Source organism: Rhizobium sp. BK650 (genome assembly GCF_014195325.1).
Lineage (GTDB): Bacteria > Pseudomonadota > Alphaproteobacteria > Rhizobiales > Rhizobiaceae > Rhizobium.
Genome location: NZ_JACIBK010000009.1, coordinates 217,396 through 239,352, shown reverse-complemented (window position 1 = coordinate 239,352; position 21,957 = coordinate 217,396). Strand labels below are relative to the sequence as shown.

Sequence of the window (21,957 nt, the reverse complement as noted above, 5' to 3'; positions counted from 1 at the left end):
AACGACGGTACCTGCATCCGGAAATGGGATGCTTTGCCATTCGACGGATGGACGGAAGGCTCCTCCCTCCCGCGCTCCGCTGGAAGGCGTCAGCCGGTCAACCTCTGGCCGCTTTCGGCATCGAAGAGATGAACATGCGAGGCGTCGATTGCGATATCCAAGCGTTCGCCGGGGCGCGCATTGACGCGTTCGCGGAAGACGCAATTGAGATCGCTGCCGCCGAGTTTCAGCGTGAGATGCGTCTCGTAGCCAGTCGGCTCGATCACGACAATTTCGCCTGACAGGCCATTGGGGTCGAGCAAGATATATTCCGGGCGAAGTCCGTAGACGAGGTCACGCCCTTTTGCGCTGTCCGGCGCATTGGCAACCGGCAGCGCTGTGCCATCGGCGGTGATGAATCGACTTGCGTTTTCGGGATCGAGCCTTCCCTTGATCATGTTCATTGCCGGGGAGCCGATGAAGCCGCCGACGAAGAGATTGGCCGGCTTGTCGTAGAGCTCCAGAGGCGAGCCCACCTGTTCGACGATCCCGTCATGCATGACGACGATCTTGTCGGCCATGGTCATCGCTTCGATCTGGTCGTGGGTGACGTAGACGGTCGTGGTCCTCAACCGCTGATGCAATTCCTTGATCTCGGCGCGCATGGCGACACGCAGCTTCGCATCGAGATTGGAAAGCGGTTCATCGAAGAGGAAGACTTCCGGATCGCGCACGATGGCCCGGCCCATGGCCACACGCTGGCGTTGGCCGCCGGAAAGCTGGCGTGGATAGCGGTCGAGCAGTGCATCGAGCCCAAGAATGCCTGCGGCGTATTTCACGCGCTTTTCGGCCTCGGCCTTCGGCGCCTTGTTGAGCATGAGCGAAAAGCCCATGTTCTGCTGCACCGTCATGTGCGGATAAAGCGCATAGTTCTGAAACACCATGGCGATGTCGCGATCTTTCGGGGCCAAACTATTCACCACCCGTCCGCCGATCCGAATTTCACCGGCTGAGATGTTCTCAAGCCCCGCCAGCATGCGCAACAGCGTGGACTTGCCGCAGCCTGACGGGCCGACGAGAATGACGAATTCGCCATCGGCGATATCGATGTTGACGCCTTTAATCACCGGAAACGCGCCGAACGATTTGCGCACTTCCGCGAATTGAACACCTGCCATACTCCCTCCTCCCAGATATCGAGCACCACATGCTATGTATTCGCCTTCTCAGGCTTCACCGGCGGCAACCGCTCGCTATCCGCGCCCGACAAAGGGCATCTTTGTCGCCATAACGGTCATTGTCAGCACATTGGCGCTGAGCGGCAGACCCGCCATGTAGACGACCGCATCGGCAATGTGAGCGGCATCAATGGTCGGCTCCGCAGCAGTCGTGCCGTTGGCCTGAAGAACGCCGGTGGCCATTCGTTTCGTCATATCGCTTGCCGCATTGCCGATATCGATCTGGCCGCACGCAATATCGAATTCGCGCCCATCGAGCGCGGTCGATTTCGTCAGGCCGGTGATTGCGTGTTTGGTCGCCGTGTAGGGGGAGGAATTGGGGCGGGGCGTCGTTGCCGAAACCGAGCCGTTGTTGATGATACGGCCGCCCCGTGGCGTCTGGGCCTTCATCAGCCTGAACGCCTGCTGCGTACAAAGAAAGGCGCCTGTCAGATTGGCCGACACGATGGCGCTCCAGTCTTCAAAAGACACATCCTCCAGCGGGATGCCAGGCACCGAGACTCCAGCGTTGTTGACCAGGAGGTCGAGCCGGCCATACCGATTTGCGATCGTGTCGAACAATGCCTTCACCGAAACCGGATCGCCGACATCGGCACGCACTGCGACCACGTCCGCACCTGTTTCGCTTCGGAGTTCGGCAGCCGCTTTCTCGAGAATCTCAACACGCCGTCCGGAGATGACGACCCTGTAACCGGCAGCACCGAGCCCCTTGGAAATCGCGCGGCCAACGCCCGTACCGCCACCGGTCACCAGGGCAACCTTAGACTGCTCTGCGAAACTTCCGCTCATCCAAGCCTCCCGCCAAGTTCGTCCTCGATATGCACCTGCAGGATCTCATCGAAACCCGTCTCTGCCTTAAAGCCCAGTGCGGATGCTCTCTTTGCATCGAACCGGGTCGGCCAGCCGGCAACGATACGTTCGATCGCAGGATCGCGCTCGCGCCTAATCAGTGCGACGGCCTTGTCGCCTGCAAGACGGCGCAGCGCATCGATCTCCTCCGAAACCAGGGCGGAGAGCCCCGGCATGGTTAGGTTGCGCCGCGGCCCCACTTCTGCCGTGTCGATCTTTGCAGCATGAACGAAGAACCCGACCGCAGCCCTCGGACTTGCGAACCAGTGCCGGACAGTATCACTGACCGGCAGCACCGCCGGCTTGCCGGCGAGCGGCTCACGCAAAATATTGGAAAAGAAGCCGGAGGCGGCCTTGTTCGGCGCACCTGGTCGCACGCAGATCGTCGGCAGGCGAATGCCGATGCCATCGAAAATGCCGCGGCGCGAGTAATCGGCAAGCAGCAGCTCGGCGATTGCCTTTTGAGTGCCGTAACTCGTCAAGGGCGTGGAAAAGAATTCGTCCGGAATGACATCCGGGAAAGGCGTGCCAAATACGGCGATGGAGGATGCAAACACCAGACGCGGCACATAGTCGGATTTCAGACCCTCTTGGCGGATCGCGTCGAACAGTGCACGTGTCCCATCGAGGTTGACGGCGTAGCCTTTATCGAAATCCGCCTCCGCCTCGCCGGAAACGATTGCCGCCAGATGAAAGATCAGATCGGGCCGCGCCTCAATCAGCTTGTCGGCGACGCCCGGCTGGGCAAGATCGACCGTGGTGGCGTTTGACAGGGACCGAAGGGCTTCAGGCACCGGTGGCTGAAATGCATCGACCAGCGTCAACCGACTGATCGAAGCGCCGAGCGCGTCAGGTTCGCGGGCAATTCTTTCGACCAGTTTGCGGCCGACCATGCCTGCCGCACCCAGAATCATCACATGCATGTCGGCTTACCTCCCAGCGCCGCCGGCCTCGTTCTTCGAGACGACCTCGTGTCAGATCGGGACCCGTTCTCCCCAGCCGGATCCCGCGCGTCACACCAAGCGCAACGCCATCTATTCCTCAAGTTTTCCAAATCCCCGATAGGCAGGAACGTTACCGGCCAGAAAAAAACAAACAAAACTGCAACCTGCAGATCAACTTACCTTGCATGATCTGCGGGTGGTAGCAATCGAACATAAGTCTCATGTCTCCTTTGCCCAGTGCCTGTCAGGAAATAACCTTCATGCCCGGCAGGACGACGCCGCTCTTTTCGGCAAGGACCTTTGCCACGGCGGCATCGTCTTCCTTGCCGAGACCGGCCTCGGAAGCCTGCTGGAAGAGCGAAAGCGCGGTCGCCGCGAGCGGTGTGGCGGCACCTGCCCGGTCTGCTTCAGAGGCGACGATGCCGAGATCCTTGACGAAGATGTCCACCGCCGAGCGCGGTGTATAGTCTCCCGAGACGATATGTTCGCCCCGGTTCTCGAACATCCAGGAGGAGCCCGCTGAAACCCGTAACACCTCGTAAAGCGTCTTCAGGTCGATCCCGGTCTTGGCTGCAAAGGTCAAAGCCTCCGCCGTCACAGCAATATGCACCCCCGCCAGAAGCTGGTTGATCATCTTAACCTGCGACCCGATACCGGGCCTGTCTCCCAGCCGGAAAACCTTGCCCGAGACCGCATCGAGCGCCGGTTGCGCGCGGACAAAAGCCTCCGGCGAACCAGAGCCCATGACGACCATCTCGCCGGAAAGCGCCTTGGCCTGGCCGCCCGAAACCGGCGCGTCGACAACAAGCATCCCGGCGGCTTCTAGCCGATCGGCAATCGCGACTGCAGCGCTTGGCGCCATCGTGGCGCAAAGGAGAAAGACGGTACCGACGCGTGCCGTCTCCAGCGCGCCGCCCGGCCCGAACAGGACGTGCTCCACCTGGCTGCTGTTGACGACGAACACAAACACCGCAGCGGCTTCAGCGACGGCTTGGGATGGTGTCTCACAGGATTTGCCGCCTGTATCCGAAAAGCGCTGCAACACATCAGATCGGACGTCACAACCGTAGACGGTAAAACCTGCTCTCTGAAGCGACAGGGCAGCACCCCATCCCATTGATCCAAGGCCGATGACTGCCGCCGTCCGTCTGTCCTGCACAGCTCCTCCTCCGGGATGGCCCCACCTGTCGAGCGCGGTGTTATCGATACCGGTATCGGTAACAAGCCCTATTTTGGTGACAAGTGTCAAGCGCGGGCAGTTTCACTTTTAGCGCAATCGGCTTATGACTTCACTTTACGCGCTGGTCTCGGCATTGATTGGGGGATCCCTTGGGCTTACGCAAATCCACCCTGGAAGAAGTAGCCGCCGCCGCCGGCGTGAGCAAGATGACCGCGTCGCGGGCCCTGCGGGGCGCGCCTGATGTCTCTGCTGAAACCCGTCAGAGAGTGCTGGAGGCAACGGAGTTGCTGGGCTATGTCGGCAACCGGCTTGCCCTTTCATTATCATCTCAGAAAACCAACCTCGTCGCTGTTGTCGTGCCGAGCATGTCTAATATCGTCTTTCCTGAGGTGTTGGCAGGCATTTCGGCGGGCCTTGAGGGATCCGGCATGCAGGCCGTGTTCGGCCTCACGGACTATGATGCGCGTAAAGAGCGTGACGTTATCAGAGACATGCTGTCCTGGCGGCCGAGCGCAATCGTCGTCACGGGTCTTGATCAGCCCGAAGACACTGTGAAAATGCTAAGAAGCGCGGATGTTCCGGTCATTCAGATCATGGATCTCGACGGCACGCCGATCGACTTCAACGTCGGTCTGTCGCACGGAAAGGCGGGCGAGGAGATGGCAAGGGCACTAATAGCTGCCGGCCGAAAGCGTTTCGGATACATCGGCAGTGCGTTGGAGCGAGACTTGCGTGCGGCAAAACGCAAGGCCGGTTTCGAGCGTGTTCTGCATGAAAACCATCTCTCTTTCATCGGGCAGAGGCTCGGCGATACGCTTTCGTCCGTCGGTCTCGGTAAATATCTGACGCACCAGTTGCTGCGCGCCGAGCCGAACCTTGATTGCATATATTATTCCAATGATGATATGGCCGTCGGAGGCGCATTCGCCGGCCTGGAGGCCTCCCGAAGCGGCGAAATCCTCATGGCAGGATTTAACGGGCTCGATCTTGCAGCCGCGCTTCCATTGAGGATCGCGACATCCAAATCCCCACTCCGAATGATTGGCGAAATTGCCGGGCGTCTCGCACGCGGCTCTACAGCGCCGAACCTTCCGTCAACCGGCAAGATCATCGCTTTTGTCCCCGAAATCACCGGCGTTCACCAGGGCTAAATCGACGACACCGGCCGGCAGCGGCGCGATGGTCGTCCGCGGCATTTCGAGAGCCTCCGTTTGTCCTACCCGAACGTTGAAATTTCCAGAATCAAAGTCAGGTGGGAGACCATAGTTTCGTGCTCTGCCAAACACTCCCAGCTGATCGTTTTAGCTTTTTTGGCGCCGGTCTTAGCGAAGATCGTCATCTCCGCCGCGAACTATTCTAGGACTACCAGTGCAGCGGGAATCTTATAATTAAATCTGCGTTAATGATCATAGGCGAATATTTGGGGGCACGGCTGAATTGGCGGCGGTGAATCTCTGGGGATTTCGGATGACAGTTCTTGATCGTGGTGGAAATGCTGTCGCAGTTCTTGCCGCTCTTTCGAATTCGCAAGCCATGATCGAGTTTGACTTATCAGGCAAGATCCTCACAGCGAATGAAAACTTCTGCAGGGCGCTCGGCTACGAGCTCAGGGAAATTGTCGGAAAACATCACAGCATGTTTGTCGATCCAGCCTACGCATCCTCGGCCGAATACAAGGCTTTCTGGACGAAGCTGTCAGCCGGAAAATTCGAGCAACAGCAATACAAGCGGATCGGAAAAGGCGGGCGCGAGGTCTGGATCGAAGCGTCCTACAACCCCGTGTTTCGACGCGGAAAGCCGGTCAAGGTCGTCAAGATTGCAACCGATATCACCGCGCAGAAACTGAAGTCCGCCGAAGATGCGGGTAAGATCCACGCATTGTCGCGTGCACAGGCGATCATCGAATTTTCGCCGACCGGCGAAGTTCTCACCGCCAATGACAATTTTCTCAGCGCGCTCGGATATTCGCTCACGGAAATCCAGGGCAAACACCATTCGATGTTTTGTGAAGCAGACTATACAAGGTCGGACGCTTACAAGGAGTTCTGGCGAAAGCTCTCGAGCGGCCAATTGGTTGCCGACGAATTCATGCGTATCGGCAAGGGCGGACGGAAGGTTTTTATCCAAGCTTCCTATAATCCAATCTTCGACCTGAACGGCAGAGTGTCCAAGGTCGTCAAGTTCGCGACCGACGTTACGGCACGCGTCGAGAATGTCGAACAGCTCGCCGGCTGCCTGACCAATTTTGCCAATGGCGACCTGTCTCAGACGATTCAGAGACCTTTCATTCCCTCACTCGAAAGGCTCCGCATCGACTTTAACAGTGCATCGGAGAAGCTGAAGGGCGCGATGGCGATGGTGGCCGAAAATGCCAAAGCGATCTCGGCCGGCTCCAACGAAATCCGTACAGCAGCCGACGATCTCGCAAAGCGCACGGAACAGCAGGCAGCCTCCGTCGAAGAGACGGCCGCGGCGCTTGAAGAGATCACGACGACGGTAAAGGATTCGAGCCGCCGCGCTGAGGAAGCCGGCCAACTCGTCGCGCGCACCAGAGACCATGCGCAACACTCCGGCCAGGTCGTGCGTGACGCGATAGGTGCCATGGACCAAATCGAAACCTCGTCAAGCGAGATTTCCAATATCATTGGCGTTATCGATGAGATTGCGTTCCAGACGAATCTCTTAGCGCTTAACGCCGGCGTCGAGGCGGCGCGGGCAGGGGAGGCAGGCAAGGGTTTTGCAGTCGTTGCCCAGGAGGTTCGTGAACTGGCGCAGCGCTCGGCGAAGGCTGCCAAGGAGATAAAAAGCCTGATCACGGCGTCCGGTTCCCATGTCGCAAACGGTGTCGCTCTTGTCACGAAGGCCGGAACCGCGCTGCAGGAAATCGTCAGTCAGGTTCACGACATCAATACGAACGTCACGGCGATCGTGGAGGCGGCACGCGAGCAATCCACCGCGCTCGCCGAGATCAATCAGGCGATCAATATCGTCGACCAGGGTACACAGCAAAATGCCGCGATGGTCGAGGAGCAGACTGCTGCAAGCCATGGCCTCGCGCGTGAGGCCAGCGCCCTCTTCAAGCTTCTCGAGCAGTTCCGTTTCGGCGACGTATCGAGATCCAGATCTGCGTTGACGCAGACCGATCCTCACACTGTCATACCTACAGCCCTGAAAATGCGTAGCTTACCCGCCGTATCCGTCCAGCGCGGGTCGGCTGCCGTCGCACTGAACTCCGATTGGGAAGACCTCTGATCATCCCAGAAAATTGCAACGGGGCGGGGGATCTCGTGACAAGCGACGTGAACATCATCGTGTGACAGCCGGCCATGAAACGTAAACCACCGGCGGCAAGTTCGTCCGCTCTCATGATCCATGAAGGGTCTCACTCACTCGATACAGCGAGGAGTAAGGTCGCATGTCACCTACCGAAGACGAGAGGTTGAGACTTCTTTACGGGACGAGCATTCTCGATACTCCGCCGACGACGGAGTTTGACGCTGTCGCACGCCTGGCCTGCAGCATGTTCGATATGCCAATGGCATTGGTTTCGTTTGTCGATGAGCACAGGCAGTGGTTCAAGGCCCGGCAAGGTTTACCTCTGAAGGAGGCGCCACGGGAGCGTTCCTTTTGCAGCCACGTCGTTGAAACAGGGTCACCGCTCGTCGTCGAAGATGCCAGCAAGGACCCGCGTTTTTACGCGAACACATTCGTCACAGATTATTCAGTTCAGTTTTATGCCGGAGTTCCGCTTTCGGAAGGAGAGACGTGTTACGGCAGCTTTTGTGTTCTCGACACGAGGATCCGCCACTTCAGCGGCCGTGATCTCGAACAGCTTCACAATCTGGCAAGCGTCGTGATGGGCCTTATTCGGGAACATCGTCAGCAAAGCCTGCTGAAAGAGCAGCAGCGCGAACTGGAGCTCAAGCAGGCCCGCTTCGAACAGACCGAGCGCTCCGCCAATGTCGGAGGCTTTGAGATGGATGTTAGCACCGGTGCGATCATTTGGTCGGACCAAATATACCGCATCGTTGGATTGCCGATCGGCAAACCCATGACCTCGGAAGAGGTTATTGCCTGCTACGCCCCCGAAGAACGCGAGAGCGTCCGGCGCAGGATCCGCGATGTTCTGAATGGCTCGGGAACTGGCGTTGACAAGGAGTACCGCATCATCACGCCAGAAGGCCAGGAACGATGGATTCGCGTCGTTAGCGATATTGAACACCTGCAAGGTGAGCAAAAACGCCTGTTCGGTATCGTTCAAGATGTTTCCGAAAAAGTGCGCTACGAGCAACGTCTGCTACAGGCAGCCAATACTGATCCTCTTACCAGACTTGCCAACCGGGCCGCATACAATGCGCATATGGAGAGCCTTGCAGCGGCAGCCGCCCCCTCCATCGGCCTGTTACTAATCGATGTCGATCGTCTCAAGCAAGTGAACGATATCCTTGGACACGCAACAGGTGACCTGCTGCTGAAAGGCGTGGCGTCACGCCTTGAGGAGTGCGTCGGAAAGCGTGGAAAGGTGTTTCGCCTCGGCGGTGATGAGTTCTGCGTTGTTCTCGGAGCACCCGCAAATGCGCGCAGCATGCGTTCGCTCGCCCGGTATCTGATTGAGTATATCGGCCACCCAATGGACGTCGTCGGGTCGACGATAAATCCGATGATAACCTTGGGCGGCGCGATTTCGGAAGGTGACATGAATGCGGCGACGCTTTCACAGAACGCCGACTTTGCCCTCTACCACGCAAAGGAAACACAGCGTGGCAGTTACGTCCAATACAAGCCCAGCCTGCGTTCGACGATAGCTCATCGCATTCAAATCGTTCAGACGGTCGAGCAGGCCCTCGCCGAGCATCGAATGCTGCCCCACTACCAGCCGCTCGTCCGTTGCGCCGACGGCCAGGTATGGGCATTTGAGGCGCTCGTGAGGATGCAGCGCTCGGATGGCCCAATTGTGCCAGCTGCGCATTTTCATGAGGCATTCGCGGACTCGGGGGTGTCCCATCACATCACCACGCAAATGCTCGAGAATGTCGCGACCGATATTCGGAACTGGGTGGATCGCGGGCTGGAGTTCGGACGGGTTGCGCTGAATGTCGGCGCCTCCGATTTCATGAGAGGTGATCTGGAAAGCCGGATTGTTACCGCGTTTACGTCAAGAGGCATCCCGTTGGACAAGCTGGTGCTTGAAGTGACGGAAACAGTGTTCCTGCAGGGGCTGGAAGATACCGTTGCAACGACATTGCAGCGTTTGCGGAGAAAAGGCCTTGCTGTCGCGCTCGATGACTTTGGAACAGGCTATGCGTCACTGACACATTTGCGCAGCCTTCCCGTTGATATTATCAAGATCGACAAAAGTTTTATCGACACGATGTTTGAGAATGAATCGAGCCTCGCAATTATTGAACTAGTGCTCAATCTGGCACGAAAGCTTCAAATGAAGGTCACTGCGGAAGGCGTAGAAACACATCGGCAGGCGATGCGCTTGCTGGAAATGGGCTGTACCACGCTCCAAGGTTATTTGTTTAGCAAGCCGATGGCCGGCGAGAACGTCGGCGAATACCTATCTGCATCTAAACCGTACTTGATCGAAAGTTCTGAAGGATCGCAGGAGGGCCTTCGTCTTCTCGGATAGAAGATCAGAGCCGCTCCTCCATTGATCCCAGGTGGCGCTGGCGTGGACGGATCGATTTTTCGGGACAGCGGCCACAGGCGACGAGTGCCAGATCGGCCACGATTGTTTCAGTTGAAGGTTTGCAAATCGGCTTTAGAGCAGGTCACCCGCAGATGCTGAAGATCATGGATGTCGAGCTTGTCCCATGGCACCATCTTCTTGCTATCCGGCCGCGCTGCACCGATCGCCGTCAGGATGGCGCGGCCGATCGCAAGTGCGGAAAGCCTTTCAAACAGGCCGTAGGCGCCGAGGTGATATTCGGTGACATAAAGATCCGCGCCGCGCGCTTCAGCCCTGATCTCTTCCAGACGCCCGACTGCCTTGCCGTCCACGTCATACACCTGCCTGCCCAATAGAAGTTCGAGCTGAATCTCCTTCATGATTGACCTCCGGGAATCCGGTTGATCACGTGGCGCCTCAGCCAATCCTGGCTTCGCTCCAATGGCGTCTGGCGCCGATCCACGTCCACTTCGACGTCGACCCCAACATCTATTACGCTTGACCATGGCACACGAAAGACCCTTGCTGGGTTCTTCGCGCCGGTGGTTTTTCTAATCCAAAGCATCCAGCGATAGGGCCAGCGACCCAGCCGCCGTGACAGTGTCAAACTTCCCATTTCGATGAAGGCAACCTTGGGAGCATCGGGATCGGACAGCCGTAATACGATGCCATCCACCTTTCCGACACGATGTTGCTCTCTATCGACCACTTGCTTGTCAAGGACGTCGCGCACCAGGTTCATATCATCCTCCGAATATCTGCAAAGGAATTGTTATGAGGGCGACGATGAACGACAGGCCTATGATGATCAGCACTGCGGCATTGCTGATCCACCCGTTCCGGTGATCGCCAACGAAGTTGCGGTCGTTCATCAAAAACAGAAACGGCACGACGCCTAACGGCAAGCTCAATGCCGTGATCGCCATTGAAAATATCGTTAGCTGAAGCGGATCGAGTCCCATGGCGATCGGCAAGACTGCGATGCCGAGAAAGCCTGTATAGACGAGGGCGAAGGCTGGATTGGCCTTGGGTTTAGCATCCTCGGACCAATTCCAGCCGAAGCCCTGGGCAACGAGATAAGCCTGTGCGAGGCTCGCTTCGAGCGCCGCGCCGAAGCAGGTGATTCCGAGTGAGGCTGCAAAGAGGTAAAAGCCCCATTTACCCAATGCCGGGATCAAGATTGGCGCGATCTGGTCATATCCTTCGATGTCGTTGATTCCAATCGGTGGATAGACGATTGCCGCCAGGATTAAGATTGCGATGGAAATGACGGCGCCGAACGCCATTCCTATCGTCGCGATCACGCGGTTGGCGGTGAAGAAACTTTTATCCCATTTTTCCTCGATCGCACCTGAGGAATAAAACAGGAACAGAAACGGGGATATGACAGCGCCGAGGATACTGATGGCGATGAAGCCATAATGCAGGGGATCTTTGCTCGCTAGCGTCGGCACGAACCCTTTCGCCACTTCGCCCCATGGCGGGTCCATTATTACCATCCCCACAACAAAAGAGAGCGCCACCAACCCAAGGATGGAGACACCGTCTTCAATGGTGCCGAAAGTGCCTTTCCAGAGCAGAAGCCATATCGTGAAAGCGACCGGCAAGGCCCACCATTGAAAGCTTGCTCCGCTGACGAATTGCAATGCCAGGGCAACACCGCCGATCTCGGAAGCCAGAACGAGCAGGTTGACGATCGAGATTATTGCCAGAGTGAGTATGAAATAATTCGATCCGAAACGCTCCCTTACGCCATCGGCGACAGTGTGATGGCTCGCAATGGCAAAGCGACCGGACATTTCAATCAGGAAAATCAGGCAGATGGTGCCGAGGACAACGGCCCAAAGCAAGCTGAAGCCATAGGCTGCTCCGGCTTGGGCCGACGTGGCGATCTGGCCGGTTTCGACGAACCCGCCGACGCTGGTTACGATCCCCAGCGATATCTGCAACAGCTTTTTCATTCATCAGCACCGGAGGTTTTACGCAGGTCCGCAGTGTACTGCTGGAGCTCAGTGAGGCGCTGACGACCCGCGTCAAATCGACCATGATCGACGTCGTCCTTCACCGCGCCAATCATTTTGTCCAGCTTAACGATATTCGCTTTCGCTTCGGCTTGTTGCGAGGTTTGCGGCAGCTGAGACGAAAGATCCAGAATCTCTTTTTGACAACGCTCCACTGCAAGGGCGGTGAAGCCCTTTGGAACAAGCGCGCCAAGACGGGCATCGAGGATCATCTCGGCAGTAGCGCTCCATGAGAGGATTTCCTGCATTCGTTTGTGGAACTGGTCGTCCTGGTCCGCGCAGGACGCGAGCCATAGGATTAGAAATGTGGACAAGATTATCTTCGAGGAAGGCGGACGTGCCTTCGCGGTTCCCGGAAATCGGTTTTGCTTCCTATCCCCAGCAAATTCGGGGGCCGAAAGAGCGTGAGCTATCCAATTTTTCGTGCCACCGATGGCGGAGGTGCCCGGCAATAAACATCTGGCCAAAGATGTACCTCCTCGGTGCGACAAATCGGTCCTAATCAACTGGTTATTGCCCATCTAGGTTCCAATTTGGCGGAAACGGGCGTTGACGTGAATTGGCCGGAGACGCTAGGGCAAAGCAGGCCGTTGAAGGCCAGAAGACCATGGGAAGGGCGAGAGCAGTCGTGAAGCGTGCAGTGGATCTATTCCTGGCTTTGGTGGCATCTCTGATCCTGATCATTCCGATCGGGGTCGTGGCGCTCTGCGTCCGTCTGACCTCACCCGGACCTGCGCTTTACTGGTCGAACCGGGTGGGGCGGCGCAACAAGATCTTCCGGATGCCGAAATTTCGCAGCATGCGGATCGACACGCCGACGGTCGCCACGCATCTGCTCGACGATCCCTCCCGTTATCTAACGCCGATCGGCGGCTTTCTGCGCAAGTCGAGCCTTGATGAACTGCCGCAGCTCTGGTGTATCCTCAAGGGCGACATGAGCTTTGTCGGCCCGCGACCGGCGCTCTATAACCAGGACGATTTGATCGCGCTGCGCACGGCCGAAGGCGTCGATGCGCTGCTGCCGGGATTGACCGGCTGGGCGCAGGTCAATGGCCGTGACGAGCTGCCTATCCCGGAGAAGGTGAAGTTCGACGTTGATTATCTCAAGCGCCGCTCTTTCTTCATGGATATGAGGATTCTTGCGATGACGGTCGGCAAGGTGCTGGGCAGCAAGGGCATAACCCATTGAGGTCACTACCCATGGTTATAAACAGGTTGGATACGCGACCCATGATTATTCGGTTGCACTTGAGATTGAAAAAGACAAGAAGAAGTCAGGCTGGAATAATGGGTGGGCACTATAAATATGCATGATGATCCTTCAACTGACGGATCAAAGGCCAGCCGGTCCTGGATGTCGATGCAGGCACTGGTCGGGCCGCTCTTGGCGATGCCGCGTCCGGCCAAGCGTATTCTTGCGCTCATCGTCGATTCCAGCTTCTGCATTCTCACCATCTGGCTTGCCTATTGTTTCCGTCTCAATGAATGGACAGTGCTGACGGGTGTGCAGTGGCTTGCGGTTCTGGTGTCGCTGTGTCTGGCGCTGCCGATCTTCATCGTGATGGGCATGTACCGGGCGATCTTCCGCTATGCCGGAATTGCCGCTTTCCTGGCGGTGCTAAAGGCGATCGCGATCTATGGCGTTGCCTTTGCCACGATCTTCACCGCGCTCAGCGTTCCTGGCATCCCGCGGACGGTCGGCATCCTGCAGCCGTTCCTGCTGTTGATCGCAATCGGCCTTTCCCGTCTCGGCATCCGTTATTGGCTGGGCGATACCTACCAGCGCATCCTGCACAAGGGCGCAATGGCAAAGGTGCTGATCTATGGCGCGGGCAGTTCCGGCCGCCAGCTTGCCGCAGCGCTGACGAACAGCACCGAACTCAATGTCGTCGGGTATCTTGACGACGACCCGAAGCTCAAAGGCGGTATCATGGGCGGTCTGCGGATCTATGATCCCTCGGATCTGCCGGCGCTCGTCCAAACACTAAATGTCCGCGACGTGCTTCTGGCTCTGCCGTCGGCATCGCGCCAGCGCCGCAATGAGATCCTCGAAGAAATCCGCAAGTCGCGTGTGAACGTCCGCACGCTGCCGGATATGACGGCACTCGCGCAGGGTCGTATCGCCGTTTCGGATATCCGCGAACTCGAAATCGAAGACCTGCTCGGCCGTGAGGCCGTGGCGCCGCGCCAGGAGCTGCTCGATAAGGCCACCCTCGGCAAGGTGGTAATGGTGACGGGCGCCGGCGGTTCGATCGGCAGTGAGCTTTGCCGCCAGATCCTGCGCAGCGGTCCGACGCACCTCATCCTCGTCGAGCAGAACGAATTTGCCCTCTATGCGATCCATGGGGAGCTGCAGAAGCTGTCGGAAGTTTACGAGCGGCAGACTGTGCAGATCGTGCCGATCCTCTGTTCGGTGCGCGACCGGGACCGCATGGAGCACATCATCATGAGTTGGCGCCCGCAGGCGCTCTATCATGCGGCAGCCTATAAGCATGTGCCGCTCGTCGAGCAGAATGCCGTCGAAGGCATCAAGAATAATGTCATGGGCACACTGATAACAGCGCAGGCGGCTGAAAAATATGGCGTGTCGAATTTCGTTTTGATCAGCACCGACAAAGCTGTTCGCCCGACCAATGTCATGGGCGCCAGCAAGCGGCTTGCCGAAATGGTTTTGCAGGCGCTCGCCTCCGAGCAGCGTACAGGCGACCACGTGCGCACCAACTTCTCCATGGTCCGCTTCGGCAACGTACTCGGATCCTCCGGTTCCGTGGTGCCGCTGTTTCGCCAGCAGATCAGAGACGGCGGCCCGGTGACGCTGACCCATCCCGACATCACCCGATATTTCATGACGATTTCGGAAGCCTCGCAGCTCGTCATCCAGGCTGGCGCCATGGCCGATGGCGGCGATGTCTTCCTGCTCGACATGGGCGAGCCGGTGCGCATTGCCGATCTCGCCCGCCGGATGATCGATCTTTCCGGCCTGACGCTGCGCAGCGATGACAATCCCGAAGGGGATATCGAGCTCTCGATCACGGGCCTGCGCCCGGGTGAAAAGCTCTATGAGGAACTGCTGATCGGCGATAATCCGGAGACGACCGAGCATCCGCGCATCATGAAGGCGCGTGAGGATTTCCTCTCCTGGCCGGAGCTTTCCAAGCGGCTTAGGGTTCTCGATGCAGCGCTCGACCGCAACGACATACCGGCCGCCCGCCTGATGCTCGCCGAACTCGTCTCCGGCTATGCCTCGACTGGCGAGGTGACCGATCTCGCCCTAAGTACTGTCGAGGCCAATACGGCGGCGTGATCTAAGCCCGGTTTTGCGTCGGGGCCTTTTTTCCGTTCCGCTTCGAATATCCAGCCGTTCCTGCATCGGCGTCATTGTCGGCCGGTCAGGCCGCACTGGTGACCGAGCGGGCTGGGCTGTCCGCAGGCCGTCAACCAGCTCCCGGGAGGTTCGAGCGGGTCGACGCTGGAGGCGAACTTGCTGGCACCTTCGACTGCGAGGTGGCTGTCGGCTTCTTGCTGCGCTGCAGCACGTCATGTCGCTGCGCTTGCCCGCCGCGGCTGCGAACAGGGCACTGATGGCGGTCGCCCGTACCGGACGCCCGGCGCGGCATGATCCGCGGCCATCGCTGCGGTCGGACGGAGCATCGGCTATTCAACGAAGTCGACGATGACTCCGTGCTTCACCATGCCAGCAAGTTCCTCGACATCCCAATTGGTCAGCCGCACGCAGCCATGTGAGCCAGCCTTGTCGATCAGCGAAGGTTCCGGTGTTCCGTGAATGCCGTAAGTCGGCTCTGAGAGGTCTATCCAGACCGTGCCGACGGGGTTGTTAGGGCCACTTGGCAGCGTTAGTGGCTTCTTATTATGGCCCTGCTGAAAATTGATCTTGGGATTGTAGACGTATTTCGGATTCCGTGCGACGCCGTTGACCTTGTGCTGACCCGTCGGTGAGGGATTGTCCTCGCTCCCGATAGTCGCTGGATAAACTGCAAGAATAGAACCGTCGTCTGCAAAGGCCAGGACCTCGCCGCTCTTCCTGCGGGCCTCGATGCGCTTGACCTTCCCCGTCCGTGGCGCGCCAACGACCGCAACCGCAATTGTTTCGCCTGGGGAGAATTGGGCATGTGGGTTCAGTGCCCTCAACAGGTCGATGTCCATATGAAAGCGCTCAGACAGCCGCTCGGCGACGCTCGTGTAGCCAAGACGTCTCATCTTGGCTTGCTTGGCATAGTCTCTCGGGATTGCCGCGACGAGATCAGCGGCATCGTCCGGCGCAATGATATAAGGGCCGATCACCTGTTTGTCGTCCTGCAGCAGAGAAATCATCTGCGGATCGGGTTTTCCGTCGACCGGAAGGCCCCGCATGACCTCGAAGCCGGCAATCGCCTTGAGGACGTTTTCGCCATAAAAGCCGTCGATCACGCCGGGTGACGAGCCTGCGCGGTCAAGCAAAACCTGAAGATGGATGATTGCCGGATCTGGTGTCTTCGATCTTTCGGTCGGAGGAACGGGAGAGATGTCTGTGATCGGTGCGTTGTTAACGATCTCGGCGTCAAGCTGCTGGGCGTTGCCGACCCCACAGATTGCAAGCGATAGGAAGCCGCTGGCGAGCATGGACTTGATCATGCTGATTAAATAACGACGGACGAAAAAGTTCCTTCGGCGCCTTTGGCGATGCGCTGGTTCGTTCGCCGCGTGTCGCGATCGCGGCAATCGCTAAATCGCTGAGTTAGAGAAAGCAGGCGATCGAGAGGAGAGGGAACGAGGTCTCCTCCCGTCAAGTTTAAGCGGCGCTATCGGATGGCGATGATCAGATGTTCTGGCCTCCGGAGACCTCGATGCGCTGCGCCGTTACCCACCCGTTGTCCGGGCCAACGAGGCTCGCAATCATCGGACCGATATCGTCGGGCAGTCCGACGCGACCAAGGGCAATCATTTTGGCGAAGGCCTCCTTATAGGCTGGTGTGTCGCGTACCGCGCCACCTAAGAAGTCCGTCGCAATCGCGCCAGGAGCAACCGTGTTTGCGGTGATCCCACGGCTGCCGAGCTCCTTGGCGAGGTAAAGGGTCAGGATTTCCACGGCGCCCTTTGCCGCCGAGTAAGCTGAGAAGCCGGGATAGGAGACGCGTGTCAGGCCGGAGGAGAAGTTAATGATGCGTCCACCGTCCATAATGAGCGGCAGCAGCGCCTGCGTCAGAAAGAAGACGCCCTTGACGTGGACGTTGAAGAGATCATCGAACTGCGCTTCGGTCGTCTCGGCAAAAGCTGCCATCTCGCCGTGGCCCGCGTTGTTAATGAGATGATCGAAGGTCGTCCTCGCCCATTTTTCGCTCAAGACCGAACGAACGCTTTCTGCGAAAGCAGGGAATGCGGAGGTCGATCCGACATCGAGCTGAAGCGCGACAGCTTTTCGACCAAGGGCTTCGATCTCAGCGACGACCGCCTTTGCCTCGTCCACGCCGCTGCGATAGGTGAGGATGACGTCGCCGCCATGCTTTGCGATGCTGATAGCCGTGTTGCGACCAAGTCCGCGGCTAGCGCCTGTTACAAGTGATATCGTCGTCATGGGTCAACTCCTTTGTTTCGAACCAATGACGCCAAACTGCACCTGAAAACGTCAATACGGTTGCCTATTTTTCCAAGCGAATTGCCTAATTGTCCGAAAGAGGTTTGGACAGCAGGTTCTCGATATTGCAATTTTGTTTCGTTTGAAGGTATTTTGGCGCCGTTGAGTTGAACTCAAATTGCCCGTTTCTCTTTGGGGCGTACCCTTATGAACCTGCTTGAAACCGTCCGGCGCCATGCGGACGCACATGTGGACCGCTTCGGAGCTGCGTCCACTCCGATCGCCGGACTGACTGCGATCCGAGCCACGGCGCCTAGCGAGCTCCAGTTCGCCATCAACAGGCCGCTGGTGGCGCTGGTTCTGCAGGGACGCAAGAGGGTGAGCATCGGCTCGACCACTTATGATTTCGGGGCAGGGGAGAGTTTGCTCATCTCAGCCGATGTCCCGACCGTTAGCCAAATCACAAGCGCCAGCCGCGCCGCGCCCTACTATTCCCTGGTGCTTGAACTGGATCTTGCGATGATCCGCGAGCTGAACAGGGAAATTGGCGCGTCGGGTTCGGCGGGTACACTGCCTGTCAATGTCGATCCGACGCAAATCGAAGTGGCCGACATTGCCGCGAGATTGATGGCGTTGATCGATCGGCCATCGGCGCTTTCGGTTCTGGTAAAGCAACATCTGAGGGAAATGCACTTCTGGCTGATGATGGGCAAACACGGCGCCGCAATCCGCGCGCTCGGTCAGATGGACAGTCATGCGGGACGGGTCGCGCGTGCGGTCGCTCTTATTCGCGACGGGTTCGCACGACCCTTGAGGGTACATGAGCTTGCGGAGGCGGCCGGAATGAGCCTGTCGTCGTTCCACGAGCACTTCCGGGCTGTGACCACGCTCTCGCCACTTCAGTTCCAAAAACAGCTCCGTCTGATCGAGGCGCGCCGGAAAATGGTCCATGAAGGGTTGCCGGCAAGTTCTGCGGCCTATGCGGTCGGTTACGAAAGCATCACGCAGTTCTCAAGAGAATATGCCCGTCAATTTGGAGCACCGCCCGCTAGGGATTTGAGGAATGCCCGCATCAATGCAGCGTGACAGAGCAATGGATGAGGGGCAATGCTGCCGAACCGTCAGCGGTGTTTGGTCACAGTCGCTCCTTCGACCCCCGGTCGGTGTTTCCGACCGAGGGCGTTCTTATCGGTAGACTGCCCCTACCGGAGGGTAGGGCAGCCGCGGATGTTGGCAAAGCTGATCTCGTCAGGGCCACGTCGCGTCCAGCCCTGAACGATGACGCGGCGCGGAGTGACGCCAACGACACGGGCGCGGCGGAAGCCAAAATCTCGTGCCTTGTCCTCGGCCCATCGAGGATCGCAGCCGCCACCCGGCGGCCGGCCCCAGCCAGGGCGCGGTGGGGGCGGCCGACCCCAATCCCTTTCAGCTTTAAAACGAGGCGGCGGGCCTCTGCCGTAATCCTCGTAATATTGCGCGGACGCGATGCTCGAAGTGGAGGCCACAGTGCTAAGGGCAAGCAAGATGCCGAAGGCGGATTTCGTAAAGTTGATCATCAATCCAATCTCGTTGGGGCAAACATCCGCGAGGGTAGGGCGCATCGTGGCAAACTGATGGCCAAGTGGATAATTGCCAGGCAACGGGACAACTCGACCTGTTGTTCCAGCACGTTATGGGCAAGACCGATAGATCTAACGCGCACCCTGTACCCGCGAATGGGCGTCCGGCGCTTTAAGCGTTTCCGAAAAAAGTTCGAGCAGCCGCTTCCAGTGCCGCTCGGAACCCTTTTCGCTATAGATCTCGCCACGATCGGGAACGGTCCAGCCGTGCGACATGCCGACATAGTTCTCGATGATGTGATCGACGCCGCCGGTGCGCAGCGCCTCGGCGAGGCGAGCCGACTGTTCGGGCGGAAAACTGCCATCGACGCCGGCAACGCCGACATAGACGCGCGCCTTTATGTGGCCCGCAAGGCGATGCGGGCTGTCGGGCGCTTCGCTTGCGAGGTTGCCGCCATGGAAGCTCGCGGCGGCGGCAATCCTGTCGGCGTAGGTGGCAGCCGCCGTCAGCGCTCGTCCGCCGCCCATGCAATAGCCGACGACGCCGACCGGGCCGGAAACGCCTTCGGACTCAAGGGCGTCGAGGAAGGCACTGCTGTCCTTCTTCGTCATTTCTTGCGTCGTTTCCCGGATCATCTTCATGATCTCGGCGCGCGATGTCTCGTTGCCGAAAGAGGAACCGTCGAAGGGGCCGTAGGCGCCGAAACGATAGAAGAGATCGGGCATCAGGACGACATAGCCGGCAGCCGCCAGACGCTCCCCCATCATGTCGGTCGCCTCCCGCGGACCGAGCGCGTCCATGTAATAGAGAACGCCGGGCAAGGTTTTGCCCTCGCTGCCGTCGGGGCGGAAAAACGACGCCTTGGCAATGCCGTCAGCCGTCGTGATTTCAATATTGCGTTTCATCAAGCAATCCCTTTGATTTTATTGAAGCAGCGCAAAGGCTGCGGCCGGCAATCTGGCAAAGGCGGGCGACAGTCTCAAGACACGAATGCGTGGGTTAGGAGCGTCAGTCCCCTTCGCCCACAAAGATGGGGCGCGGCTATGGTCCGGAGAAGCGGGCATTCTCCAAATGTCGTTGCCCGCAAAATCTGGCCGGCCAGATCCCATAGCTACTGATCGATTGCTGTCGATGGGATGGTGGCAATCCATTAGAGGATATGCAACTGAGACGCCTATCCGGAACTGCGCGAGCAGGTCAACAAGCTGACGCCAGCACGCCGCTGGCACTCTTTCGGCTGCAGACTCGACGGTATCTCGCCATCCGCCGCACGATCGGATCGTCGCGACGCGGGCGCGAATTTCAAATCCCTGAACCATCGAGCTGCTGGGCGTCCTCGCCTTCCCAGGGAGAGGGCATCGAGCCGCGACTGAGATTGGCTGAAGGCATCGGCATCCAGCACTTCAATTCCGGCTCGGCATATTCGATGATGTGGCCGGGCGAGGAATCGGAGGCGCGCCAGCCTTCTGCCCCGAATTGATCGCCGTTCGACCAATAGGCGAGGTCAACTTCTGCCGGCCCTTGTTCGGACGCGCGGATCGTGACCAGAATTCGACTACCGTCTTTCGGTGCGCTCGCCATGTTGCGCCAGCCGTCGCGCTCGACCATTGTATTTCCTCCGCCTTGTCGTTGGTTGCAACTGTCGCCTCACCATCGAAAGCGGTCAACTCAAACTTTGTAGAACCTTCCTCGACTGGGGACAGTCGTGTCGGAAGCAAAAAATCGACAGCTCCGCGCCCCTGCAATCCTCCATCCACAGCTTGACTGCGCCGTTCCACGAGGCGGGTGACGCAAGCGATTGCCGATCGTTCTGATCAATGGCATGACTGGCGCAAATGCCGGGCCGAGTGCCTACCGGATCGTTCCGTACAGCGACGGCTACGGGCGATTTGGCAAGAATGGCAATTGGCTTCAAGCCCGGCGAGCTCTTGAGGGGACATGACATCGATGCCGAAAGCCGTCGCAGCCGTTAAAAGTGCGCTTGCCATCCTGTCCTGGCCGCTGGTGTTTTTCTCAGGCCTGACCGGGGCGCATTTCGCCTTTTCCGGCCATTATCCCATGGTTGCATTCGGGGCCGTCTATGCGGGTGCGGTGTCTCTGCTCTTCCTGCTCGAGCGCATCATTCCCTATGAACAGAGCTGGTTGCAGTCGGATGGCGAAACGGCCAACGATATTGCCCATACGATTTTGACGAAGGGACTGGTCGAGCTTGCAGCACTTGCCGGGGTGATCTTCCCGATGCTGGCCGCGCGTCTGCTGCAGCCGATTGCCGCCATGCAGTTCAGTCTCTGGCCTTCCGAATGGCCGATGATCTTCCAGGCCTCTCTTGCCGTCGTCATTGCCGAGCTCGGTCTCTATTGGGCGCATCGCATCGCTCATGAGCGGCTGTTCTTCTGGCGTTTCCATGCCCTTCACCACAGTGTCACCCGCCTCTGGGTCATTAATACCGGGCGTTTTCATGTCATCGATTCGCTCTTTAAGGTAGCGCTGAGCCAGATCCCGCTCTATCTGCTCGGCGCACCGCTGCAGGTTTTCTGGTGGCTCGGCGCGGTTACCGCCTTCATCGGCATCCTGACCCATTGCAACGTAGACATGCGAACCGGTCTTTTCGACCTCGTCTTCTCGACACCCAGGCTTCACCGCTGGCACCATTCGAAGGATATCAGCGAGGGCAATACGAATTACGGCGAGAATGTCGTACTCTTTGACCAGCTGTTCGGCACCTACTTCAATCCCGACCGGCCATCCTCGACCGATATCGGCATCAAGGGCCAGATAGCACCCGACTTTCTCAGCCAGTTGACGCAGCCCTTCACCAAGGATGGCGTGCGCCAGATTCTCGGCCATCATCCCAAACGCAGCTGAGATCGGAAATCCGTTTTGCCCGTCATCATTTCATGACAATCGGCCCGTAAGAGCCTGCAAACCTCGACCGAACGG

20 protein-coding genes are annotated in these 21,957 nt (G+C 58.4%); 7 read left to right on the top strand and 13 right to left on the bottom strand.

What is annotated here, in order from left to right; all coding sequences use genetic code 11:
* Nucleotides 1–89: 89 nt before the first annotated feature.
* From FHX15_RS21755 to ltnD, 4 genes are all read right to left on the bottom strand, one after another.
* Nucleotides 90–1,157 (bottom strand): ABC transporter ATP-binding protein, encoded by a 1,068-nt coding sequence (locus FHX15_RS21755; protein ID WP_184400434.1) that lies wholly within the window; start codon nucleotides 1,155–1,157, stop codon nucleotides 90–92.
* 75 nt (nucleotides 1,158–1,232) lie between these two features.
* Nucleotides 1,233–2,006 carry an SDR family oxidoreductase gene (locus FHX15_RS21750; RefSeq protein WP_184400433.1) on the bottom strand — a complete coding sequence of 258 codons (774 nt, stop codon included), beginning with the start codon at nucleotides 2,004–2,006 and terminating at the stop codon, nucleotides 1,233–1,235.
* Nucleotides 2,003–2,989 carry a D-erythronate dehydrogenase gene (gene denD, locus FHX15_RS21745; RefSeq protein ID WP_184400432.1) on the bottom strand — a complete coding sequence of 329 codons (987 nt, stop codon included), beginning with the start codon at nucleotides 2,987–2,989 and terminating at the stop codon, nucleotides 2,003–2,005. The genes FHX15_RS21750 and denD overlap by 4 nt, the downstream gene beginning before the upstream one ends.
* A gap of 265 nt (nucleotides 2,990–3,254) precedes the next feature.
* On the bottom strand, nucleotides 3,255–4,169 hold the full coding sequence (gene ltnD / locus FHX15_RS21740; protein WP_184400431.1) for an L-threonate dehydrogenase: 915 nt from the start codon (nucleotides 4,167–4,169) through the stop codon (nucleotides 3,255–3,257).
* 227 nt (nucleotides 4,170–4,396) lie between these two features.
* On the opposite strand from ltnD, the gene FHX15_RS21735 reads away from it, so the two are divergent.
* The 3 genes from FHX15_RS21735 to FHX15_RS21725 all read left to right on the top strand — a co-directional run bounded on the left by FHX15_RS21735 (nucleotide 4,397) and on the right by FHX15_RS21725 (nucleotide 9,825).
* The gene (locus FHX15_RS21735) at nucleotides 4,397–5,341 is read left to right on the top strand and encodes a LacI family DNA-binding transcriptional regulator (RefSeq protein ID WP_246779019.1); all 945 of its coding nucleotides are present in this window, start codon (nucleotides 4,397–4,399) and stop codon (nucleotides 5,339–5,341) included.
* A gap of 316 nt (nucleotides 5,342–5,657) precedes the next feature.
* Nucleotides 5,658–7,442, top strand: a complete 1,785-nt coding sequence (locus FHX15_RS21730; RefSeq protein ID WP_184400429.1) for a PAS domain-containing methyl-accepting chemotaxis protein — start codon at nucleotides 5,658–5,660, stop codon at nucleotides 7,440–7,442.
* Nucleotides 7,443–7,605: 163 nt separating this feature from the next.
* The gene (locus tag FHX15_RS21725) at nucleotides 7,606–9,825 is read left to right on the top strand and encodes an EAL domain-containing protein (protein WP_184400428.1); all 2,220 of its coding nucleotides are present in this window, start codon (nucleotides 7,606–7,608) and stop codon (nucleotides 9,823–9,825) included.
* A gap of 107 nt (nucleotides 9,826–9,932) precedes the next feature.
* Here FHX15_RS21725 and FHX15_RS21720 read toward each other — a convergent pair whose 3' ends face one another.
* From FHX15_RS21720 to FHX15_RS30790, 4 genes are read right to left on the bottom strand one after another with little or no spacing between them, the layout of a single operon-like run.
* The gene (locus tag FHX15_RS21720; RefSeq protein ID WP_184400427.1) at nucleotides 9,933–10,244 is read right to left on the bottom strand and encodes a PRC-barrel domain containing protein; all 312 of its coding nucleotides are present in this window, start codon (nucleotides 10,242–10,244) and stop codon (nucleotides 9,933–9,935) included.
* Nucleotides 10,241–10,606, bottom strand: a complete 366-nt coding sequence (locus FHX15_RS21715) for a hypothetical protein (protein ID WP_184400426.1) — start codon at nucleotides 10,604–10,606, stop codon at nucleotides 10,241–10,243. The genes FHX15_RS21720 and FHX15_RS21715 overlap by 4 nt, the downstream gene beginning before the upstream one ends.
* Nucleotide 10,607: 1 nt before the next feature.
* Nucleotides 10,608–11,825, bottom strand: a complete 1,218-nt coding sequence (locus FHX15_RS21710) for an Nramp family divalent metal transporter (RefSeq protein WP_184400425.1) — start codon at nucleotides 11,823–11,825, stop codon at nucleotides 10,608–10,610.
* Nucleotides 11,822–12,406, bottom strand: coding sequence for a hypothetical protein (locus FHX15_RS30790; protein WP_210290800.1), 585 nt, complete (start codon nucleotides 12,404–12,406; stop codon nucleotides 11,822–11,824). The genes FHX15_RS21710 and FHX15_RS30790 overlap by 4 nt, the downstream gene beginning before the upstream one ends.
* An 86-nt stretch (nucleotides 12,407–12,492) precedes the next feature.
* On the opposite strand from FHX15_RS30790, the gene FHX15_RS21700 reads away from it, so the two are divergent.
* Nucleotides 12,493–13,074 carry a sugar transferase gene (locus FHX15_RS21700; protein ID WP_184400423.1) on the top strand — a complete coding sequence of 194 codons (582 nt, stop codon included), beginning with the start codon at nucleotides 12,493–12,495 and terminating at the stop codon, nucleotides 13,072–13,074.
* A gap of 171 nt (nucleotides 13,075–13,245) precedes the next feature.
* Nucleotides 13,246–15,189: a nucleoside-diphosphate sugar epimerase/dehydratase gene (locus FHX15_RS21695; RefSeq protein WP_184400467.1), complete on the top strand. Its 1,944-nt coding sequence runs from the start codon at nucleotides 13,246–13,248 to the stop codon at nucleotides 15,187–15,189.
* Nucleotides 15,190–15,539: 350 nt separating this feature from the next.
* Here the strand turns inward: FHX15_RS21695 and FHX15_RS21690 are convergent, their stop codons facing one another.
* Together FHX15_RS21690 and FHX15_RS21685 are read right to left on the bottom strand one after the other, a co-directional pair.
* Nucleotides 15,540–16,517, bottom strand: a complete 978-nt coding sequence (locus FHX15_RS21690) for a L,D-transpeptidase family protein (protein ID WP_184400422.1) — start codon at nucleotides 16,515–16,517, stop codon at nucleotides 15,540–15,542.
* 184 nt (nucleotides 16,518–16,701) lie between these two features.
* Entirely contained in the window at nucleotides 16,702–17,457 is a 756-nt protein-coding gene (locus FHX15_RS21685; protein ID WP_184400421.1) for an SDR family NAD(P)-dependent oxidoreductase, read from the bottom strand.
* Nucleotides 17,458–17,664: 207 nt separating this feature from the next.
* Here FHX15_RS21685 and FHX15_RS21680 point away from each other — a divergent pair, with 207 nt between their 5' ends.
* Nucleotides 17,665–18,543: an AraC family transcriptional regulator gene (locus tag FHX15_RS21680; protein WP_184400420.1), complete on the top strand. Its 879-nt coding sequence runs from the start codon at nucleotides 17,665–17,667 to the stop codon at nucleotides 18,541–18,543.
* Between the two features lie 116 nt (nucleotides 18,544–18,659).
* Here FHX15_RS21680 and FHX15_RS21675 read toward each other — a convergent pair whose 3' ends face one another.
* From FHX15_RS21675 to FHX15_RS21665, 3 genes are all read right to left on the bottom strand, one after another.
* Nucleotides 18,660–19,016: a hypothetical protein gene (locus tag FHX15_RS21675; protein WP_409527024.1), complete on the bottom strand. Its 357-nt coding sequence runs from the start codon at nucleotides 19,014–19,016 to the stop codon at nucleotides 18,660–18,662.
* A 132-nt stretch (nucleotides 19,017–19,148) separates the two neighbouring features.
* Entirely contained in the window at nucleotides 19,149–19,922 is a 774-nt protein-coding gene (locus tag FHX15_RS21670; RefSeq protein ID WP_184400418.1) for a dienelactone hydrolase family protein, read from the bottom strand.
* Nucleotides 19,923–20,319: 397 nt separating this feature from the next.
* Complete coding sequence (locus tag FHX15_RS21665; RefSeq protein ID WP_184400417.1) at nucleotides 20,320–20,625, bottom strand: hypothetical protein; 306 nt, start codon at nucleotides 20,623–20,625, stop codon at nucleotides 20,320–20,322.
* A gap of 339 nt (nucleotides 20,626–20,964) precedes the next feature.
* On the opposite strand from FHX15_RS21665, the gene FHX15_RS21660 reads away from it, so the two are divergent.
* The gene (locus FHX15_RS21660) at nucleotides 20,965–21,882 is read left to right on the top strand and encodes a sterol desaturase family protein (protein WP_184400466.1); all 918 of its coding nucleotides are present in this window, start codon (nucleotides 20,965–20,967) and stop codon (nucleotides 21,880–21,882) included.
* Nucleotides 21,883–21,957 lie beyond the last annotated feature (75 nt).

What these genes read in the sequence shown, in the direction of transcription:
- FHX15_RS21735 (WP_246779019.1), top strand. Translation starts at nt 4,397, where the DNA reads ATGACCGCGTCGCGGGCCCTGCGGGGCGCGCCTGATGTCTCTGCTGAA.
- FHX15_RS21715 (WP_184400426.1), bottom strand. Translation starts at nt 10,606, where the DNA reads ATGAACCTGGTGCGCGACGTCCTTGACAAGCAAGTGGTCGATAGAGAG.
- FHX15_RS21665 (WP_184400417.1), bottom strand. Translation starts at nt 20,625, where the DNA reads ATGGTCGAGCGCGACGGCTGGCGCAACATGGCGAGCGCACCGAAAGAC.
- FHX15_RS21755 (WP_184400434.1), bottom strand. Translation starts at nt 1,157, where the DNA reads ATGGCAGGTGTTCAATTCGCGGAAGTGCGCAAATCGTTCGGCGCGTTT.
- FHX15_RS21660 (WP_184400466.1), top strand. Translation starts at nt 20,965, where the DNA reads ATGCCGAAAGCCGTCGCAGCCGTTAAAAGTGCGCTTGCCATCCTGTCC.
- FHX15_RS21690 (WP_184400422.1), bottom strand. Translation starts at nt 16,517, where the DNA reads ATGATCAAGTCCATGCTCGCCAGCGGCTTCCTATCGCTTGCAATCTGT.
- FHX15_RS30790 (WP_210290800.1), bottom strand. Translation starts at nt 12,406, where the DNA reads ATGGGCAATAACCAGTTGATTAGGACCGATTTGTCGCACCGAGGAGGT.
- FHX15_RS21720 (WP_184400427.1), bottom strand. Translation starts at nt 10,244, where the DNA reads ATGAAGGAGATTCAGCTCGAACTTCTATTGGGCAGGCAGGTGTATGAC.
- FHX15_RS21750 (WP_184400433.1), bottom strand. Translation starts at nt 2,006, where the DNA reads ATGAGCGGAAGTTTCGCAGAGCAGTCTAAGGTTGCCCTGGTGACCGGT.
- FHX15_RS21710 (WP_184400425.1), bottom strand. Translation starts at nt 11,825, where the DNA reads ATGAAAAAGCTGTTGCAGATATCGCTGGGGATCGTAACCAGCGTCGGC.
- FHX15_RS21685 (WP_184400421.1), bottom strand. Translation starts at nt 17,457, where the DNA reads ATGACGACGATATCACTTGTAACAGGCGCTAGCCGCGGACTTGGTCGC.
- FHX15_RS21670 (WP_184400418.1), bottom strand. Translation starts at nt 19,922, where the DNA reads ATGAAACGCAATATTGAAATCACGACGGCTGACGGCATTGCCAAGGCG.
- denD (WP_184400432.1), bottom strand. Translation starts at nt 2,989, where the DNA reads ATGCATGTGATGATTCTGGGTGCGGCAGGCATGGTCGGCCGCAAACTG.
- FHX15_RS21695 (WP_184400467.1), top strand. Translation starts at nt 13,246, where the DNA reads ATGCAGGCACTGGTCGGGCCGCTCTTGGCGATGCCGCGTCCGGCCAAG.
- FHX15_RS21730 (WP_184400429.1), top strand. Translation starts at nt 5,658, where the DNA reads ATGACAGTTCTTGATCGTGGTGGAAATGCTGTCGCAGTTCTTGCCGCT.
- FHX15_RS21725 (WP_184400428.1), top strand. Translation starts at nt 7,606, where the DNA reads ATGTCACCTACCGAAGACGAGAGGTTGAGACTTCTTTACGGGACGAGC.
- FHX15_RS21680 (WP_184400420.1), top strand. Translation starts at nt 17,665, where the DNA reads ATGAACCTGCTTGAAACCGTCCGGCGCCATGCGGACGCACATGTGGAC.
- FHX15_RS21700 (WP_184400423.1), top strand. Translation starts at nt 12,493, where the DNA reads ATGGGAAGGGCGAGAGCAGTCGTGAAGCGTGCAGTGGATCTATTCCTG.